17 protein-coding genes are annotated in these 18,235 nt (G+C 62.3%); 13 read left to right on the top strand and 4 right to left on the bottom strand.

What is annotated here, in order from left to right; translation table 11 throughout:
• Window positions 1-3: 3 nt before the first annotated feature.
• Window positions 4-903: an AraC family transcriptional regulator gene (locus MGEO_RS06725; RefSeq protein WP_085635962.1), complete on the bottom strand. Its 900-nt coding sequence runs from the start codon at window positions 901-903 to the stop codon at window positions 4-6.
• 189 nt (window positions 904-1,092) lie between these two features.
• On the opposite strand from MGEO_RS06725, the gene MGEO_RS06720 reads away from it, so the two are divergent.
• A complete protein-coding gene (locus MGEO_RS06720; protein WP_085635961.1) occupies window positions 1,093-2,022 on the top strand; it encodes an aldo/keto reductase in 930 nt (309 codons plus the stop codon).
• A gap of 57 nt (window positions 2,023-2,079) precedes the next feature.
• Here the strand turns inward: MGEO_RS06720 and MGEO_RS06715 are convergent, their stop codons facing one another.
• Window positions 2,080-4,071: a LuxR C-terminal-related transcriptional regulator gene (locus tag MGEO_RS06715; protein ID WP_085635960.1), complete on the bottom strand. Its 1,992-nt coding sequence runs from the start codon at window positions 4,069-4,071 to the stop codon at window positions 2,080-2,082.
• Window positions 4,072-4,225: 154 nt separating this feature from the next.
• Here MGEO_RS06715 and MGEO_RS06710 point away from each other — a divergent pair, with 154 nt between their 5' ends.
• From MGEO_RS06710 to cobA, 10 genes are all read left to right on the top strand, one after another.
• The gene (locus MGEO_RS06710) at window positions 4,226-4,639 is read left to right on the top strand and encodes a nuclear transport factor 2 family protein (protein WP_085635959.1); all 414 of its coding nucleotides are present in this window, start codon (window positions 4,226-4,228) and stop codon (window positions 4,637-4,639) included.
• Window positions 4,639-5,817: an MFS transporter gene (locus MGEO_RS06705; protein ID WP_085635958.1), complete on the top strand. Its 1,179-nt coding sequence runs from the start codon at window positions 4,639-4,641 to the stop codon at window positions 5,815-5,817. Before MGEO_RS06710 ends, MGEO_RS06705 begins: the two co-directional genes overlap by 1 nt.
• Complete coding sequence (locus MGEO_RS06700) at window positions 5,814-6,365, top strand: amino acid synthesis family protein (protein WP_085635957.1); 552 nt, start codon at window positions 5,814-5,816, stop codon at window positions 6,363-6,365. Before MGEO_RS06705 ends, MGEO_RS06700 begins: the two co-directional genes overlap by 4 nt.
• 145 nt (window positions 6,366-6,510) lie before the next feature.
• The gene (locus MGEO_RS06695; RefSeq protein WP_085635956.1) at window positions 6,511-7,095 is read left to right on the top strand and encodes an ANTAR domain-containing response regulator; all 585 of its coding nucleotides are present in this window, start codon (window positions 6,511-6,513) and stop codon (window positions 7,093-7,095) included.
• Between the two features lie 189 nt (window positions 7,096-7,284).
• A complete protein-coding gene (locus MGEO_RS06690) occupies window positions 7,285-8,367 on the top strand; it encodes an ABC transporter permease (RefSeq protein WP_085635955.1) in 1,083 nt (360 codons plus the stop codon).
• Window positions 8,368-8,373: 6 nt separating this feature from the next.
• On the top strand, window positions 8,374-9,204 hold the full coding sequence (locus MGEO_RS06685) for an ATP-binding cassette domain-containing protein (RefSeq protein ID WP_085635954.1): 831 nt from the start codon (window positions 8,374-8,376) through the stop codon (window positions 9,202-9,204).
• Window positions 9,205-9,215: 11 nt separating this feature from the next.
• A complete protein-coding gene (nirD, locus tag MGEO_RS06680; RefSeq protein WP_085635953.1) occupies window positions 9,216-9,548 on the top strand; it encodes a nitrite reductase small subunit NirD in 333 nt (110 codons plus the stop codon).
• Window positions 9,548-12,178, top strand: coding sequence for a nitrate reductase (locus tag MGEO_RS06675; protein ID WP_085635952.1), 2,631 nt, complete (start codon window positions 9,548-9,550; stop codon window positions 12,176-12,178). The genes nirD and MGEO_RS06675 overlap by 1 nt, the downstream gene beginning before the upstream one ends.
• Window positions 12,175-13,125, top strand: a complete 951-nt coding sequence (locus tag MGEO_RS06670; protein WP_085635951.1) for a glycosyl transferase family protein — start codon at window positions 12,175-12,177, stop codon at window positions 13,123-13,125. Before MGEO_RS06675 ends, MGEO_RS06670 begins: the two co-directional genes overlap by 4 nt.
• A gap of 13 nt (window positions 13,126-13,138) precedes the next feature.
• Window positions 13,139-13,972, top strand: a complete 834-nt coding sequence (gene cobA, locus MGEO_RS06665) for a uroporphyrinogen-III C-methyltransferase (protein ID WP_085635950.1) — start codon at window positions 13,139-13,141, stop codon at window positions 13,970-13,972.
• Between the two features lie 107 nt (window positions 13,973-14,079).
• On the opposite strand, the gene MGEO_RS06660 is transcribed toward cobA, so the two are convergent.
• Window positions 14,080-14,793, bottom strand: coding sequence for an aspartate/glutamate racemase family protein (locus MGEO_RS06660; RefSeq protein WP_085635949.1), 714 nt, complete (start codon window positions 14,791-14,793; stop codon window positions 14,080-14,082).
• Window positions 14,790-15,710, bottom strand: a complete 921-nt coding sequence (locus MGEO_RS06655) for a LysR family transcriptional regulator (protein WP_085635948.1) — start codon at window positions 15,708-15,710, stop codon at window positions 14,790-14,792. Before MGEO_RS06655 ends, MGEO_RS06660 begins: the two co-directional genes overlap by 4 nt.
• Before the next feature lie 99 nt (window positions 15,711-15,809).
• Between MGEO_RS06655 and MGEO_RS06650 the strand changes: the two genes are divergently transcribed.
• The gene (locus tag MGEO_RS06650) at window positions 15,810-16,943 is read left to right on the top strand and encodes an enolase C-terminal domain-like protein (protein ID WP_085635947.1); all 1,134 of its coding nucleotides are present in this window, start codon (window positions 15,810-15,812) and stop codon (window positions 16,941-16,943) included.
• Complete coding sequence (locus MGEO_RS06645) at window positions 16,940-18,190, top strand: NAD(P)/FAD-dependent oxidoreductase (RefSeq protein WP_085635946.1); 1,251 nt, start codon at window positions 16,940-16,942, stop codon at window positions 18,188-18,190. The genes MGEO_RS06650 and MGEO_RS06645 overlap by 4 nt, the downstream gene beginning before the upstream one ends.
• Window positions 18,191-18,235: the final 45 nt, after the last annotated feature.

The following is an 18,235-nucleotide window of genomic DNA, read 5'->3' as shown; positions in this document are numbered from 1 at the left end:
AGATCATGTAACCTCGTCTTCCAGGACATTCCGTCTGCCAGTGCGCTCTTCACGCGGCGAATACCCGAATTTCCTGGAGTAGTCCCGGCTGAAATGTGCTGGGCTTTCGTAGCCGACATCGAACGCCACGGCAGAAATCGAAGCCTTGCCTTCTGCGATGAGGCGTCGGGCCTCAAGCAGACGGATATCCTTCTGATACTGACCCGGTGTCAGCCCGGTAACTGCCTTGAAATGCGCATGGAACGAGGACCTGCTCATGCCCGTGCGTTCCGCCAACGCAGACACGGACAGCGGTTCGTCTATTGACGCGCGAATGGACGCAATGGCCTGAGCGACCTGCCGCGACGGGTCCTCACGGTGCAGGAAACGCCTCAGAATGGCCCCCTGAGCCGAAAGAAGAAGCCGCGCGTGGATTTCCTGCAGGAGGATTGGCCCCAGCAGCGGCGCTGCAGCGGGATCTCTCGAAAGTGCGATGAACCGTGCAACCGCATCAAGCAGGCCTGGTTCAGCCGGATGACATGTAAGCGCACGCTCGTCTTCGGCACCATCCGGGACATCGGGAACAAGATCGAAAAACCCGCGCAGAAGTCCCAGATCGATGGGCAGCACGAAGGCAACATATGGCGCATCCTCCGACGCGTGCGTGATGCGCGACGACACCGGCAGATCATGGCTGACGATGATCGCATGTCCCGCCGGACAACGAACGGAAATCGCACCTGCAGAGACATCCTTTGCCCCTTGCAGGATCAGGCACAAAAGAGGCCGGTAGAGCGTACCTTCGATATCGGTCGGATGGCTCTGACGGAGCACCACCGCCTCACCCAGCCCAAGTCGCGTCACGCCATCACTGGCGCCCGAAAGGGCAAGATCCCGCGCTGCTTCTATCTGCTCCGGCTGCATATGGCGTCCCAAAATCCTGTCCCGTAGCGTGGTAGCACATCTATTCTTGAATTTAACATTCTTCCGGCATCTTGGACGAACAGTCAACTTTGGCGGATCAATAAGCAAGAAACGCAATCTTTCTTTGCCTATACAATCTCCAATCAGGCAACTGACCACGAAGCCAAGAATTCAAGAGGGAAACACGAAATGAACAGTCTGGCCAACGGAACCCCGACCACTTCGACCGGCCTGCCTATCGTCGGGTTCGGAACGTACCTCATTTCGAATGATGATGCCCCCGCTGCGGTCGCAGCGGCAATCGAAGCAGGCTACCGTCATATCGACACAGCAGCCGGGTATCACAACGAAGCGGGCGTTGGCGAAGGCATCCGACGCGGCCTGTCTGCCTGCGGCCTCGACCGCTCTGATCTCTTCGTCACCACGAAGCTCTGGCCGGGAAATGCCGCATGGGGTGACGCCCCGAAAGGCTATGACGAAACGATGTCTGCCTTCGAAACGTCTCTCCAGGCGCTCGGGCTCGACCATGTCAATCTCTACCTCATCCATGCCCCCTCTGGCGGACAGGAACGGGTGAACGAGTGGCGGGCGCTTGTCGATCTGAAGGCTGCCGGGAAGGCCCGGTCCATTGGGGTCAGCAACTACACCGAGGCGCATATCGAAGAAATCCGCGCGGCTGGCCTGCCTATGCCGGAATACAATCAGATCGAATTGCACCCTTGGTCCCAGAAGCCCGAATTGCTCGGCTTCATGGCTGCGAACGGGATCGCACCGATTGCCTACAGCTCTCTCGTTCCCCTCTCGACATGGCGCGCCGAACCCGGACAGGACAGCGCCAAGACATCCGAGATGCAGGCGGCAAGCACAGACGAGGACTCTCCGTTCAAGGCGATGGCCGCGAAATACGGGGTCACGGAAGCCCAGGTCCTGTTGCGCTGGGGGGTCCAGAAAGGATTTGGCGTTCTCCCCAAAAGCCTGAACCCCGCACGGATGCGGCAGAACATCGATCTTTTCGGCTTCGAGATCGATGCGGCGGACATGGCGCTGATCGAAGGCATGGATCGGGGGGATGGCGTCGCCTGGGCGACGGGCGATCCGCGGTTCATGGGTCAGGAGTAGACACGTCACCGCCAACCGCGTCAGACGGACGGACAGTTCCGAAAAGCCAATCCGGCTCTAGATCAGCCCCGCAAGTTTCATGGCCGCGTCCAGTCTCAGCATGTCCGCTTCATTTTTGAACGGGCGGGTCGGTGCCCTGTAGGATTGGACCTTCGGTCCCAGCATATTCCTGTATCTGTCGGATGTGTCCCGGTAGCTCTCGTCACCGGACAGAGCCTGACACGCTGCCATCCAGGCAAGCTCCCAAAGCAAGGGGTCCCGCACCGCCCGCAGCGCGGCCAGCGCTTCATCGTACCGCCCGAGGTGCAGGTAGGCATGGCCCAGCATCCCGCGCTGGCGATCGGCATGAAGCGGGTCGAGGATAATAGCGCGCTGAAACAGCTGCGCCGCATCCTCGAAATTGCCGCTGTAAAACCGCCCCAGCCCGGCCCGCGACACCACATACGCATCGTAGGGTGCCCGCTCCAGCGCGGCTTCGAAATGGGCAGCCGCCTCTCCGTGCCGCCGTTTGTAAAGCGCGACAACGCCGGACACGGTCAGCGACCAGGCGTCCTCTGAATCCATCGTCAAGGCCCTGCGGGCATAGTCCTCAGCGACATCCAGCAGTTCCCGGTTATCACTTTTCCAGAACCACTCGCGAACGTAGGTGATCGCAAGCGCAGCCTCGGCCCGTGCAAACCCGGCATCAAGAGAGACCGCATTCTCGAAGTGCCGCCGGGCTTCAAGATAGCCCTCTTCGTTGTGAACGTGGTGATGCTCCAAACCCATGAGGAATTGATCGAGAGCCAACGGGCTCCGATCTCCACGTTCCTTTGCCGCCGACAGAAACGATCGCTCTGCGCGCGTGCCGATGGCAGCGCAAAGCCGGGTGATGAGGTCTTCAAGCAGGTCCGATCTTTGCAATTCGGAATAAGTCAGGACATCTTGATGGATCGCAGCCGGGCGCCCGGCCTCGTGCAGCTCAAGCGCAAGGCGATACCGTCCTGAGCCAAGACGCCTGACCGAACCCGAGGCGACCAGACGGGCACCAAGTCGCTCTGCACTCTGCAACGCAGACTGCCCCATCAGCCGCGGCGAAAAGCTGGATGTCTGATCGATCACACGGAACAATGGGTTGCTTGACAGCTCCATCGACAGTTCCGCAGCGACCCGCCGCCCCAGACGGCGCGCGTCGTCGTCAGTTTCGTCCGCGGCGCGGAAGGGCAGAACCGCAAGCAATGGCGGCACCGGAACGGCGGCTGGTTCCAGCGCCGTTTCTGCGTGATCCCGGGCCTCCTTGAGGCCGGCGTTTTCGATTGCGATGGCTGCCTGGTCTGCGAACAGCTGAGCCAGCTCGAGACTGCGGTCCCGAAACGGGTGGACGCGGGTCCGATAGATCGTGAATGCTCCCAGCAGGCGCGAGTCGGACATCATCGGTATAGCCACAAAAGACCGCGCGCCGCCCAGTTCCGCCGTCGCGATCCGCAGCGGCGCGCCATGGCGATAGATGTCTTCACCCCGGACATCCACGATGTTCACGGTCGCCAGTTCCGTTGCAACCCGCCCGAGCCCGGTTTCCGGCTCCACGGAAAAAATGTCCTGTTCGGTCAGCCACGACGAAAAACGTTCGGGAATATTGCGCGAATGCCGGGCCCGAAACCGGAGGTCTCCGCAATACTCGAAAAGGATTCCGAACTCCGCCTCGCAGATCTCAAGTGTATGGTCGAGCACGGCAGCAATCACCGCCGGCAGGTCATGGCCCTTCTGGCTGATGATGCGCAATACACGCGCCAACACGCGTTCGCGGCGGATCGCCTCGTCCAGTTGCAGCGAAAGCTCCGCAATCAGATCCGCGTCATCCCGTGCCGAGGGTGTACCGTCATGGCGCTGGCTCAACGCATTGGCAAGCTCCGTCCGCGACGTCACACCAAGCTTGCGGTAGACCGTCCTGAGGTGGGTGCGCACGGTCGACGGCGCAATGTCCAGACTTCGCGCGATCTCCTTGTAGGTCTGCCCATCCACATAGGCTGTCGCGATCTCCAGTTCGCGGTCGCTGGGCTGTTCAGTCATCGATCATTCCGTACGCCTTGCTCCGCTGTGCTCTGCGTCATCCCTATACCACACCGCTACCACATCGGTTGCTGCATCTGACCGATGCCAGACCCGACCACTTTCCTGCAACCTTGGCTTTGTCCGATGAACGCAAAGATCAGGAGTGATTTCAATGACGATGATCCAAGACGCCTCCGCATTTTTCGAGGCCTGTGAGACCGGCAAGGGCTGGGATGCCTGCAAAGCCTGGTGTCAGGACGATGCAACCTTCACCTGTCAGGCGGATGCGCTCGTCGGGACCAAGTCACTTGCAGACTATTGCGAGTGGATGAAAGGCCTCCTGACGCCTGTGCCTGATGGCCGCTATGTGCTGACCGCATTTGCCGTTGACGAAGCCCGCGGCACGGCCGTGGCAACAGCCGAATTTCACGGCACTCAAACAGGACCGGGCGGACCTGGTGCGCCAACAGGGAAAGAGGTGGTTTCAGACTACGCTTATGTCATGCGGTTCGAGGACAACAGGATCGCCCACATGACCAAGATCTGGAACGACATGCAGGCGCTGCGTGCGCTCGGTTGGGCGTAATGCGCTGGCGCATCCTCGCCCTGCTGTTCCTGGCTCGGGTCGGTCTCGGTTTTCAGTTCCAGACACTCTCTTCGGTGAGTGACGATCTCGTTGTCGCCTTCGGTCTGGATTACGCGGGCGTCGGCCTTCTGATCGGGCTCTTCATGGCGCCCGGGCTGATCCTGGCCCTGCCGGCGGGCTATCTCGGACGGCTGGTTGCAGATCGCGAGATGGTGGTCTTTGGACTTGTCGCGCTGGCACTGGGGGGGCTGGTGTCGTCCTTGGCCTTCGGGGGCATGGGCATCGGGGCCGGACGGATCATTGCCGGGGCCGGCTTCCTGTTTACGACGCTCTATTTCACCAAGATGGTCGCTGACTGGTTCGAGGGCCGGGAGGTTGCCACCGCGATGAGCATTCTGGTCATGTCCTGGCCTTTCGGGATCGCGATGGGTCAGGTCGGCCACGCCTGGCTGGCCGAGGCCTACGGCTGGCGCATTCCGTTTCAGGTGGCATCGGCCTATTGCCTTGTGGCTGCTGTGGCGGTGTTCGTGTTCTACAAAGCGCCCGACCACATGACCGCGACCAAATCGGCCGGTGCTCCAAGACTGACGGGGCGGGAATGGCGGCTGGTGCTTTGCGCAGCGGGCGCATGGGGCGTGTTCAACGCAGCCTATGTGACCTACCTGACCTTCGGCCCGAAAGTGCTCGAGGGGGTTGGCCTTTCAGCAATCGCAGCGGCGGGAACAATCAGCGTCGGCAGTTGGCTGATGATCGGGTCCGGCGCAATCTGCGGCCAGATTGTTGATCGCTTCGGTCGGCGCGACCTTGTCCTGACCATATGCATGACGGGCGCGGTTGCGGCTCTGTGGCTTCTGGCCCTGCCCGGCGCGGGCCTTACGGCCAGCCTTCTCTTTGGCCTCGTTGGGATGGCCCCTGCCGGGGTGATCATGGCGCTGGCCGGTCTGGCGCTGCGCCCCGAGGTACGGGCCTTCGGAATGGGCGTGTTCTTCACGGTCTACTACGCGATCATGCTTGCAACACCCCCGGCAGCAGGCGCGATCTTTGATGCAACAGGTCAGCCGCAAGGCCCGATCTGGTTGGCGATGGCCCTCTTCGCAAGCGTCGTACCGCTGGCGCTCTCCTTCGAGATGTTCAGATCCGGTGCCAGTGCCACCCTGCAAGAGGAACGCGTATCATGATTGTGAGAAAGCTCCTGTTTCAGAAGGAAACCCTGCACGCCGACGAGTTGGGCCGCGTCAGTGCCCCGGTCACGCGCGCCGCCGCGATGGCAGTGGTCCAAAACCCGTTTGCGGGCGTGGACGCCGAGGATCTGTCGGACCTCTTCCGCATTGCCACCGATCTGGGGCCGGACCTCGCCAAGGACCTGGTGTCGATGCTGCCCAATCCGCCCGTTGCCTACGGCAAGGCGGCTCTGGTGGGTGCCGCAGGCGCGATGGAGCATGGGGCGGCGGTCCTGCATCCGAAACTCGGTGCCCCTGTCCGTGCGGCAATCGGAGGTGGAAAGTCACTGATGCCCTCGAACCACAAGGTCGGTTCCCTTGGGGACCGGATCGACCTGCCGCTCGGACACAAGGATGACCCCTGGGCCTTCGACTTCATCGACACCGTTACGCTCTGCGTTGCAGACGCTCCAAGGGCCAACGAACTGGTCTTGTGCATCGGCTTGTCAGATGGGACCCGGATGCACCCGAGGGTCGGGTCCGGGCCTGCCTCACCTGCCCCCTGAAGACAGGCCAGGATGCCCGACGCCGAACGCGCAATGCACAAGATTTGAGCACACACCTGCGCTTTTTGCGACCTCCGCAGCGCGTTGCTGTTTCGTGACCCGTTTTCAGGTTGTTATCCGGATTTCAGATATCCAAACGTGAGCCATGGCAAACCAGCTCACTGTTGTTGTGGTCGAAGAGGATCGTGATCGCGCAATTGCGATCGTGGATGCGCTGAGGAACGGCGCCGACTGCAATGTGCATGTCGTCGGCAACACCAGCGGGTTGGCACGAAAGATCGCAGAGTATGCGCCCGATATCGTGTTGATCGACATCGACCATCCGACACGCGACATGCTTGAAGAACTGACCCTCGCCTCCGGTCCGCTGGAACGTCCGGTCGCCATGTTCGTTTCCGGTGCAGCTGGCGGGCTGGCGCAGACCGCAATCGAAGCGGGCGTGTCGGCCTATGTCGTTGACGGATTGTCCGCGGAACGGATCAAACCCGTCATGGACACCGCAATCGCGCGGTTCAGCATGGTGCGCCAGATGCGCAACGAACTGGCCGAAACCCGCCGGGCGCTGGAAGAACGCAAGGTGATCGACCGCGCCAAGGGCCTTTTGATGAAAGCAAAAGGGATCGACGAGGACGCGGCATATGCGCTCTTGCGCAAAACGGCGATGGATCAGGGCCGGCGTGTCGCTGACGTGGCCGAAGCGCTCGTTACGGCGTCGGGGCTCCTGGGATGAGACGGTCAGACTTCCGGTTGCCTACCTCGAAAGCCTGCCGATCGGCCTGAAGGGTGAGCAAATCGTCGTTGGAAACGAAATCCAGGGCTAACAGACACAGCGCGCTCCTCCGGCTCTTGGCCGTCTTCGAGAAGAGCTCCCTCGGGAGCGAGGAGCGCCGTACGCCTCTCCCACAAAGGACCCGATCCCATGACAACCGTCGATCCGAATTTCTCAGACACAGCAGACCGCGAAGCCCGGCGCGCACGTCTGTTCACCCGCATCAACGCTGCCGACAAATGGTTCCAGGTTCTGGGTCTGAGTTGGGTGACCCCAGTCCTGAAGGCCGTTGCAGGTGACAACCCGCAAGCGCAGATCAAAGAGATCTGGCGTCTGCTGATCGTCCCGATCCTTGCCATCTGTGCGTTCCTGATGCTCTGGGCGACCTTGGCACCCAAGGTGCAAACGTCCCTCGGTGCCGTACCCGGCCCAGCGCAGGTCTGGGATGAAGCTGTCAACCTGCACGAAGACGCGCAAGCCAAGGCGGCAAAGCGTGAAAAGTTCGAAGCGATGGTGGCGCAGCGCAACCAGAAGCTCATCGACGCGGGCCGCGCCGACGAGGTCAAGACCGTCGCCTATACCGGCGCACCGAGCTTCTACGAACAGATCTGGACATCGATCAAGACCGTGTTCTTCGGCTTCCTGATCGCGACAGTTGTCGCCGTGCCGTTGGGCATTGCCGCTGGCCTGTCCCCGACCGCCAACGCCGCACTGAACCCGCTTATCCAGATTTTCAAACCAGTCTCACCGCTGGCATGGCTGCCGATCGTGACCATGGTCGTTTCGGCGCTTGCCGCAACTGAAGGTGGCCTCCTGCCGAAAAGCTTCGTGATCTCGGCGGTGACGGTGACGCTCTGCTCGCTCTGGCCGACCCTCATCAACACCGCGCTGGGTGTGGCGTCGATCGACAAGGACCTGATCAACGTCTCCAAGGTGCTCAAGATGAACACCTGGACGAAGATCACCAAGCTGGTGCTACCGTCTGCCCTTCCGCTCATCTTCACCGGTCTCCGCCTCTCGTTGGGCGTCGGCTGGATGGTGCTGATCGCGGCGGAAATGCTCGCGCAGAACCCGGGCCTCGGCAAGTTCGTCTGGGACGAGTTCCAGAACGGGTCGTCCTCGTCGCTCGCCAAAATCATGGTTGCGGTTCTGACCATCGGCATCATCGGCTTCCTGCTGGATCGTGTGATGTACGCCCTGCAGTCGCTCTTCACCTTCTCAAACAACCGGTGATCCGAGATGAGCTTCCTGTCCTTCAAAAACGTTTCGAAAAGCTATGGCGTCGGCACCAACCAGACGCATGTGCTCAAGAACATCGATCTTGATGTCCAAGAGGGCGAGTTCCTCGTGCTCCTCGGCTTCTCCGGCACCGGCAAAACCACGCTGATCAATCTGATGGCCGGTCTCGATACGCCAACAAGCGGTGACGTCACCTTCAAGGGCGCCCCCGTCACCGACCTGCCCCATATCTGGTCCGATCTGAACAAGGCCGGGCTGGTTTCGGGCCATGCCTATTCCAAGGGCCTGCGCACGGTAAAGACCTGCGTCGGAACCGACCATTGCCGCTTTGGCACGCAGAACAGCACAGGGCTCGGCATCAAGCTCGAAAAGATCCTGTGGGGCTCTTGGACACCGCACAAGGTCAAGCTGGGCGTGTCCGGCTGTCCGCGCAACTGCGCCGAGGCGACCTGCAAGGATATCGGAGTCATCTGCGTCGACAGCGGTTACCAGATCGGCATCGCGGGTGCTGCGGGCATGGACGTGAAGGAAACAGAGCTTCTGTGCCAGGTGCCAACCGAGGAAGAGTGCATCGAGGTCATCGTCGCCGTGACCCAGGCCTATCGCGAGAACGCCAAGTATCTTGACCGCATTTACAAGTGGGTGGGCAAGGTCGGGCTCGACTGGGTGAAAGAGGTTGTGGTGGACGACGTGGAAAACCGCCGCGCGCTCGTTGAGCGGTTCGAAGTCTCGCAAAGCATCTACCGCAAAGACCCTTGGGCCGAACACGCCAGAGACAAAGCGCAGAACTATGCGCCGCTGGCAGACCTCACCCCCTTGGCCGCAGAATGAAGGACACGTCCATGAGCTGGATCGACATTGGCCATATCGACGACGTGCCCGTTCGCGGGGCGCGGCTTCTCAAAACGCAGGTTGGCTGCATTGCCGTTTTCCGCACCGCCGAGACCGAGGTCTTTGCCGCTTCAAACAGCTGTCCGCACAAGCAAGGCCCCTTGGTCGAAGGCATCGTCCACGGACAGAAAGTCACCTGTCCGCTGCACAACTGGGTGTTCGATCTGAACACCGGCGAGGCGCAGGGCGCGGATGAAGGGCGCATCGAGACCTATCCGGTGCGTCTGGACGGCGACCGCATCCTGATCGACGGCGACGCGGTCGGACAGAGGAGCGCTGCGTAATGGACGGCTCCGGTCTGCCCGAAATCCGCTCGACCTGCCCCTACTGCGGGGTCGGGTGCGGCGTGCTGCTGCGCCCGGATGGCGAAGGCGGGATTGCGGTGCGCGGTGACCCGGAGCATCCGGCCAATCACGGGCGGCTGTGTTCCAAGGGATCCGCCCTGGGCGAGACCGTGGGTCTTGACCATCGGTTTCTGTCCCCAGTCGTAGATGGAGAACAGAGCTCCTGGGACGACGCGCTGCAACTGGTCGCAGACCGGTTTTCCGACACGATTGCGCGCCATGGACCCGACAGCGTGGCGTTCTACGTGTCCGGGCAGCTTCTGACCGAAGACTACTACATCGCCAACAAGCTCATGAAAGGCTTCATCGGCTCTGCCAATATCGATACCAATTCGCGGCTTTGCATGGCCTCTTCGGTCGCCGGTCACAAACGCGCTTTCGGAACCGACACCGTACCCGGAACGTACGAAGACCTCGATGAGGCGGATCTGGTGGTTTTGGTGGGATCGAACCTGGCCTGGTGCCATCCGGTTCTGTACCAACGCGTCCTCGCGGCCCGGAAATCGCGCGGAACGAAGATCGTCGTGATCGATCCGCGGCGCACGGCAAGCTGCAATGACGCGGATCTGCATCTGGCATTGCAGCCCGGCAGCGACGTCGCGCTGTTCAACCGCCTGCTTTCCGAAATCTACGAAAGCGGCGCGGTTGATCCGGGCTTCGTTGCGCACACCAACGGCTTTGACAGTGCGCTGGATGCCGCGCGCAACGAACAGGCGTCCGTAACAGGACTGAACGACAGACAAATCAGCGAGTTCTGCAGGCTCTGGATCGCGACCGAAAAGGTCGTCACGATCTACAGCCAGGGCGTGAACCAATCGTCCTCCGGGTCCGACAAGGTCAACGCCATTCTGAACTGTCATCTCGCCACGGGGCGGATCGGTACGCCGGGTTGCGGGCCTTTGTCGGTCACCGGTCAGCCGAATGCGATGGGCGGACGCGAGGTGGGCGGACTCGCCAACATGCTGGCCTGCCATCTCGATCTTGAAAACTCCGATCACCGCGCCGCCGTGCGTCAGTTCTGGGACGCCCCTGCCATACCGGAAGCACCCGGCCTGAAAGCCGTCGACATGTTTCAGGCGGTCGGCGACGGGCGGATCAAGGCACTGTGGATCATCCACACCAACCCGGCCGTGTCGATGCCGGACGCAGACGCGGTGCGCGACGCGATCGCGGCCTGCCCGTTCACGGTTGTCAGCGACATCACCGGCGCCACGGACACGGCACGTTTGGCTGACGTCCTGCTGCCCGCAACCGCATGGGCGGAAAAGGATGGCACCGTCACCAATTCCGACAGAACAATAAGCCGCCAGCGCAAAGTGATCGACGCTCCGGGTCAGGCGCGCCCGGATTGGGACATTCTGGCCGAGGTCGCACGGCGCATGGGGTTTACCTCCGCCTTCGACTACGCGTCACCCGCCGAGATCTTCCGCGAATATGCGGCACTGTCAAAGGTTGCTGCTCAACTCGGACGGGATTTCGATGTGTCCGGGCTGTCGAATATCTCGGACACCCACTACGACGACATGGAGCCCCGGCGCTGGCCGGTCACCAGCACCCGCGAGGGCGGCCGGTTTTTCGGTGACGGTGCCTTTTTCCACCCTGACGGGAAAGCCCGGTTCATTCCCGTACGGTTCAAACCACCTGCCGCCAGAACCGAGCCCCGGTTTCCATTCAGGCTGAACACCGGGCGGCTGCGCGATCAGTGGCATACCATGACGCGCACCTCGCTGAGCCCCCGCCTTTCCGCCCATCTGTCTGAGCCATTTCTCGACATTCACCCGGCGGACGCGACCGCGCTTGGTTTGAGTGCTGCAGACCTTGTGCGCGTCACAAGCCCAATCGGATCGTCCATTCTGCGGGCACGGATCACCGACTCCGTCCAGCAGGGCAACGTCTTTGCACCCATCCATTGGACAGGCGAAACGGCCCCATCCGCGCGGATCGATGCGCTCGTTGCTCCGGTGACCGATCCCGTTTCAGGGCAACCCGAAAGCAAGGCAGGCGTCGTGTCGGTCACCCGGTTCGCGGCGGCATGGTACGGGTTTGCCGTGTCCCGAGCTCCCATGTCACCCCAGTCCGATTACTGGGCTCTAAGCCGGACAGAGCAGGGATACCGTGCCGAATTGGCAGGGTCGGCCCCGGTGCCGGATTGGGAAGCCGAAGCGCAGCGCCTGTTCGGGTCCCGGTCCGCGAAAGTTGCTTCAGTCATTGACGCAGGCAGAGGCATCGCGCGGGTCGCATTGCACGAGGACGGCGTGTTGACGGGCGCACTCTTCGCGTCACCGTCACCTGTCGCCGTTATGCGCGACTACCTGCAATCTCTTCCGGGTCGCAAAGCGGTGGACCCTTTGTCGGGCCGGTCCCGCGCCGATTTGCCCAACCCCGGTCCTGTCCTTTGCGCGTGCTTCGGTGTGGGCATCAATACGATCCTCGACGCGATCGAGACCAAAGGCCTCATCACTGTCGATGCCATTGGCGAAGCGCTCGGAGCCGGAACCAATTGCGGATCATGCCGCCCCGAGATCAGTGACCTCCTGCACGCCGCGCGGACCCGCGAGGCAGCGGAATGACCCTCGCCGCACATGTCAGAACACTCGGCCGGGGTCCGGGGCGGTCGCGCTCTTTGACAAGAGACGAAGCCCGGGATGCCATGCGGTCCATGCTTTCCGAAGGGGCCGAGCCCGCGGCAATCGGTGCCTTGCTGATGCTCCTGCGCATGAAAGGCGAAACAGCTGAGGAAATCGCGGGGTTCGCACAGGCCGCTCAGGAGTGGGGACCGGATCTCCCGCAGGTCGATCTGGACTGGCCCAGCTATGCAGCCGGCCGCACACGCGGGCACCCCTGGTTTCTGCTCTCGGCAAAACTCGTCGCGGAGGCTGGACATACGGTTCTATTGCACGGCTTCAACGGCCCTGACGCGGCGGTTCGCAACGGCCTCACGGATGCGGGGATCGGCATCGCGGATACCCCCGCCACGCTGTCCCGACTGCTGGCGCAAGATCGCATTGCCTACCTGCCGTTGGAGCAATGGCATCCCCGGCTCTTTGACCTGCTCAGGCTGCGCGATGTGCTGGGCCTGCGCTCGTGCATCAACACCATCTGCCGGATGCTCAACCCCGCCCGGGCACGCGCCAGCGTCCAGGGCGTGTTCCATCCGTCGTACCGACTGCTACAGGCAGACGCGGCAACTCAACTTGGTTGGGAGAGCCTGTCGGTGATCAAGGGCGGCGGTGGCGAATTCGAACGGCATCCCGCAAAAGAGATCGCAGGTTTCGGTCTCCGCAATGGTGCGCCCTGGGAAGAGACGGTACCGGCATTGTGCGACGAAACCCGGCGCCTCGCAGATGACGATGCCCAAAGCCCCGGCGACGGCAGTTTTCCTGCCCCTCAAGACCATTTCCAAACCGCGATCGTCACCGGGACCGCCGCTCTGGCGCTCGATACGCTGGGCGTAGCCGACAGCGCACGCGTGGCAGAAACCCTCTGGGCAGAGCGGATTCCTCCGCACGCGGCATGACAGGAGCGTTCTCATGACAGCCTTCCCAATCTTTCCTCAACCGGAGTCCTGCGAAAAGGCACGGGTTGGACAGATCGCCCTTGTCGGCGCAGGTCCCGGCGCGCGCGATCTGTTGACGTTGCGCGCCGTCAACCGCCTGCAGGAAGCCGACATCGTCTTTTACGACCGCCTTGTTGACCCGGACGTTCTCGACCTCGTCCGCGCCGGAGCAGAGACGGTCTTTGTCGGCAAGCATGTCGGCGCGCACAGTTGGCCGCAGGACCGGATCAACCGTGCAATCGTTGCCGAAGCCCTGAAGGGGCGGCGCGTGGTGAGGTTGAAGTCCGGCGACCCGGGCATTTTCGGGCGCGCCACAGAGGAGCTCGACGCTGCCCGCGCGGCGGGCATCCCCATCGAACTTGTGCCCGGTGTGACGGCCGCCTCGGCCGCAGGCGCGTCTCTGGGCAAAAGTCTTACAGAGCGCGGTGTCGCCAACACGCTGGTTCTCGCCACCGGGACCGGTTGCGCCGACGATCCTTTCCCCGACAGCACTCGGCTCTCCGGTCCGGGCACCACGACGGCGTTTTACATGTCTGTCCGCCAGGCGGATCGCCTGTCCAAAGACCTGATGGAAAGCGGTCTGCCTCCCGAAAGCCCGGTAGAGATTTGTGTTGACGTCTCCAAGCGAAACGAAAGGCATCTTTCGGCAAGCGTTCGTTCGCTGCCCGAAATCATTCGCAGCAACCGGGTGAAGGGGTGCGCGATCTTGCTTGTCACGTGGCCAGAAGGTGTCAGCGCATCACCGCAGCACGTGAACGCAGCCGATGGCATTAAGAACGAGCCAAGTCATGTGGTCGAGATTGCCTGAAGCCCAACGGCCCGGCTTGCGCCATACCATCTGAAAACGGGATCTGGGGAAACAGCCGTCGTCACTGCAACCGCGCGGCTGCCCTGCTCTGTTCTGGCCAGACTGACCTATCCGTACCGCTTGGGGGCCAGTCCCGCCTGAAACCACGACACGAAGTTCGGAATGGAAAAGACAGGCAGACCCGTCGTCTCGCGGATCGCCTGCGCATAAGGCCCCATGTTGGTGCATTCCAGCACCAAGGCACCGATATCGGGATTGTCGGACACAAGCTGCCGTGCCGCCTCCACATTGTCGGCTTCTGCCGCGGCGACATCCAGTTCCAATTCGTTCCCCAGAATGGCGCGTGTGAATTCGCGCCCGCCTTCCGTGGTGCCGATCGGCGTACCCGGCGGAACCCCGGCCGCCTCCAGATGCGCAGGTGTCAGGGTGCTGGCCGAGATCGTCAGGATCCCGGCCCGTTTGCCGGGTGGCAGAAGCGCGTTCACCATCGCCGTCTGCATCAGCGACGAGGTGGCAACCGGAACGCCGACCGCCTTGGCAATGTCGTGCTGAAAGATCGAAAGAAAGCCGCAGTTGGTCGTGATCCCGTCCACCCCGTCCGCAACCAGTTCCTGCGCGGCGGCGATGAAGTCCGGCAATAGGCCTTCGGCGTTCCGGCGCACCACCCTGTCCGGCGACGCGCCCCGGACGATCTTGTAATGAACCGGAAAGTCCCAGCTTGCCGCGTTGCCCATGTCGCCGGGGATGCGGGGGAACCGCGCTTCGAGCATGAGAATCCCGACGCTCGCTCCATAAATCGCCTTTCCGCCCTGCACTTTCATGCCTCGATCCTGTCCTGCATTGTGTCTGTGGCAATCTTCTCCATACGGGGAATGATCTGATCAAGAAATTCCTGCCCGACCACCGAAATCGGCCGGTCCCGCCGCGTCACGATGACTATGTCAAGATGCACAGTCGGGTTCAGACGCCGGACCACATACCCCTCTCCATCATCGCTGGCCAAGGTGAACGGGTCGATCATCGCGGCGCCCAACCCCTGTTTCACCAGGTTCAGTGCATTTCGAAACAGGTCCGTGTGACACCGAACGCGGAAATGCGCGCCGTTTGCGTGAAAGGCTTCACGCGTGCGGCGGGTGACCATGTGATCGGCCCCCATGATGATGAACGGGTAATCATCCAGATCCGCTGGCGTCACCCACGCATGGTCGGACAGACCCGCGCTGTTGGGAATGGCGCACAGCGTTTCAAAGGTGAACCGCCGCTCTTCCAGACCTTCATGCAGAATGGGGCGCTCGCAAATGCCGATCTCATAGAGACCGGCCGCGACCCATTCCTGGATTTTCCCGGAATACTGGGACTGCATGGCAAGCGTCAGGTTCGGACGCAGTTCGCAGAACGCGGCGATTTCCGCAGGGATGAAGCCGAACGCCAGCGCGTGGTTCGTTGCGACCTGCAACTGCCCGGCCGTACGGTTCTGCAGATCGGCGACAGCCTGATTCACATGATCAAGCCCTCGGACGATCGTGTCGATCTCATCGAACAGAACTGCGGCTTCGGGTGTCGGGACCAAGCGACCCCGCCTGCGTTCAAAGAGCTTCAGCTTGGTCCGCCGTTCCAGTTGCGCCAGCAGGTTGCTGATGGCGGGCTGGGAAATCCCGAGATGCGCGGCAGCGGCGGTAACGGTGCCGCGTTCCATAATGGCGTGAAAGGCTTGGAACTGGCGAAACGGCGTGGACATGGGATCAACCTATCACACAAATTTATGAGATCGTAAAAATTTTGTATTGGAAATGATGATGCCCCAAGGGCAGGCTGATGTCATGGGGGTCCTTCGCAGATGGGCGACATTGATCAGAACATCATCGGCTTTGACCTTTGGTACCTTTCGCTGCCTGTGGTCTCTGCACGCGATCACGGTATCGGCAGGGTGGACGGCGCCTGCGAGGTGATCGTCCTTCGACTGACGGCGGAAGGCGGGGAAACAGGCTGGGGCGAAGCCTCGCCTTGGGTTGTCTTCACCGGCTCACCCGAAGCGACCTATGCCGCGCTCAACCGCTACATCCGGCCGCTGGTGCTTGGTCGTCGCGTCTCGGACCGCGACGCGATCATGCTGGATGCAAGCCGGGCCGTTGCGCATTGCACCGAGGCCAAGGCCGCGCTCGATACCGCGCTTCTCGATCTTGAAGGCCGCATTTCGGGTCAGCCCGTGCATGCACTTCTGGGCGGCAAATGTCGCGACAGCATCCCGCTGTCGGTGTCCCTCGCGAACCCCGATTTCGACCAGGACCGTGCCTTGCTGGACCGCCTGCAGGCCGATGGCGTGCGGATCGTCAAGCTCAAGACAGGGTTCCGCGACCACGCCTTCGACCTGATGCGGCTCGAAGCCCTGGCGCGGGACTACCCCGACTTTGCCGTTCGCGTTGATTTCAATCAGGGATTGGAGCCCGAAGGCGCCCTTCAGCGGGTGCAGGATATCGCCGGCTTCAGGCCCGACTTCATCGAACAGCCCGTCCGCGCTCCGCTCTACGACCTCATGGCGGAAATCCGGCGCGCCATCGATGTGCCGCTGCTGGCGGACGAAAGCGTCTTCGGCCCCGAAGACATGGCCCGCGCCATTCGCGAAGGCATCTGCGATGGCGTGTCGGTCAAGATCATGAAATCCGGAAGCATGGCGCGGGGACAGGCCGTCGCCAACATGGCTGCGGCCCACGGCCTTGGGGCCTATGGCGGCGACATGTTCGAGGCGGGCCTTGCCCACCTTGCGGGCGCGCACATGATCGTGGCAACCCGGGCCATCGATCTTGGCTGCGAATTCTACCAGGCGCGTTACTACCTGGCCGAAGACATCCTCGAAACACCGTTCCCCTGTGACGGAGGACGGGTTCAGGTGCCCGACGGGCCGGGCCTTGGGATCAGACCCGATGTGGACAAGCTCAATCACTACGGCATCGCCAAGGGGTTGGCCGCATGAGCACGGCTGGAAAAATCGCCGTCATCGGCGCGGGCATCGTGGGTGTGTCCACCGCCATCTGGCTGCACCGCAGCGGGCATGACGTCATCCTGATCGACCGCGAGGGACCGGCGGCGGGGGCAAGCCACGGCAATGGCGGCGTGCTGGCAAGCTGTTCCATCATTCCCGTCACGGTGCCGGGCCTGTGGAAGAAGGCTCCGGGGATGCTCTTCAGCCCCGATCAGCCCCTGTTCCTGAAATGGGGATACCTGCCCCGGCTGGCGCCCTGGCTGCTGTCCTATATGGGCCACGCAAACGAAGCCACAGTGCGCAGGCGGGCGGCGGCGCTGGCCCCCATCATCGGCGACAGTCTGGCCGACCATCAGGCCCTTGCCGCAGGCACGGGTGCCGAGAAGTGGATCGTGCCAAGCGACTACCTCTACCTCTACCGCGACCGCAAACACTATGATGGGGACGCCTTCGGCTGGTCCGTCCGCAAGGAACACGGCTTTGACTGGGATGTTCTGGAGGGCGATGCGTTCCGCGCCTATGACCCTGTTTTTGCGCCGGACATCGGCCTCGCAGCGCGCCTTGAAAACCACGGCCGGATTTCCGATCCGGGGGCCTATGTCAAGGCGCTTGCTGCCCATGCCGAGGCGCAGGGCGCGCAAATCATCCGCGCCGAGGTGGCGGATTTCGTGCGCGAGAATGGCCGCGTGACGGGCGTGCGGGCGGGTGGAGACACGATTGCCTGCGACGCCGTGGTACTGGCCACGGGCGCGTGGTCAAAACCGCTGGCATCCAAGCTTGGCCTGAAAGCACCGCTGGAAAGCGAACGCGGCTACCACCTTGAACTGTGGGAACCCTCCGTGATGCCGCGCGCACCGGTCATGGTCGCCTCAGGCAAATTCGTCGCCACGCCGATGGACGGCCGTTTGCGCCTTGCCGGGATCGTCGAATTCGGCGGTCTGGACGCGGCACCCTCGCGCGCACCGTTCGAGCTGCTGGAGCGCAATATCCGCGCGGCCATTCCGGGCATCACCTGGAAGAAAACCGTCGAATGGATGGGCCATCGCCCGTCGATGGCGGATTCGATCCCGGTGATCGGCGAAGCGCCCGGGCTTGCCGGAGCTTTTGTTGCCTTCGGTCACGATCACGTCGGCCTGACGGGCGGCCCCCGAACGGGCCGGATCGTTGCGCAAATGATGTCGAAAACCACACCGAATATTGACCTGAGCCCCTATTCCCCCGCACGCTACTCTGCGTGACGGGATCACAACACAAAAAGATCCGTACCAAACCACAGGGAGACC

Source organism: Marivita geojedonensis, from assembly GCF_002115805.1.
In the GTDB taxonomy this organism is placed as follows: domain Bacteria; phylum Pseudomonadota; class Alphaproteobacteria; order Rhodobacterales; family Rhodobacteraceae; genus Marivita; species Marivita geojedonensis.
Note: the sequence above shows the minus strand (reverse complement) of the source record. Positions and strands in the feature narration are given on the sequence as shown.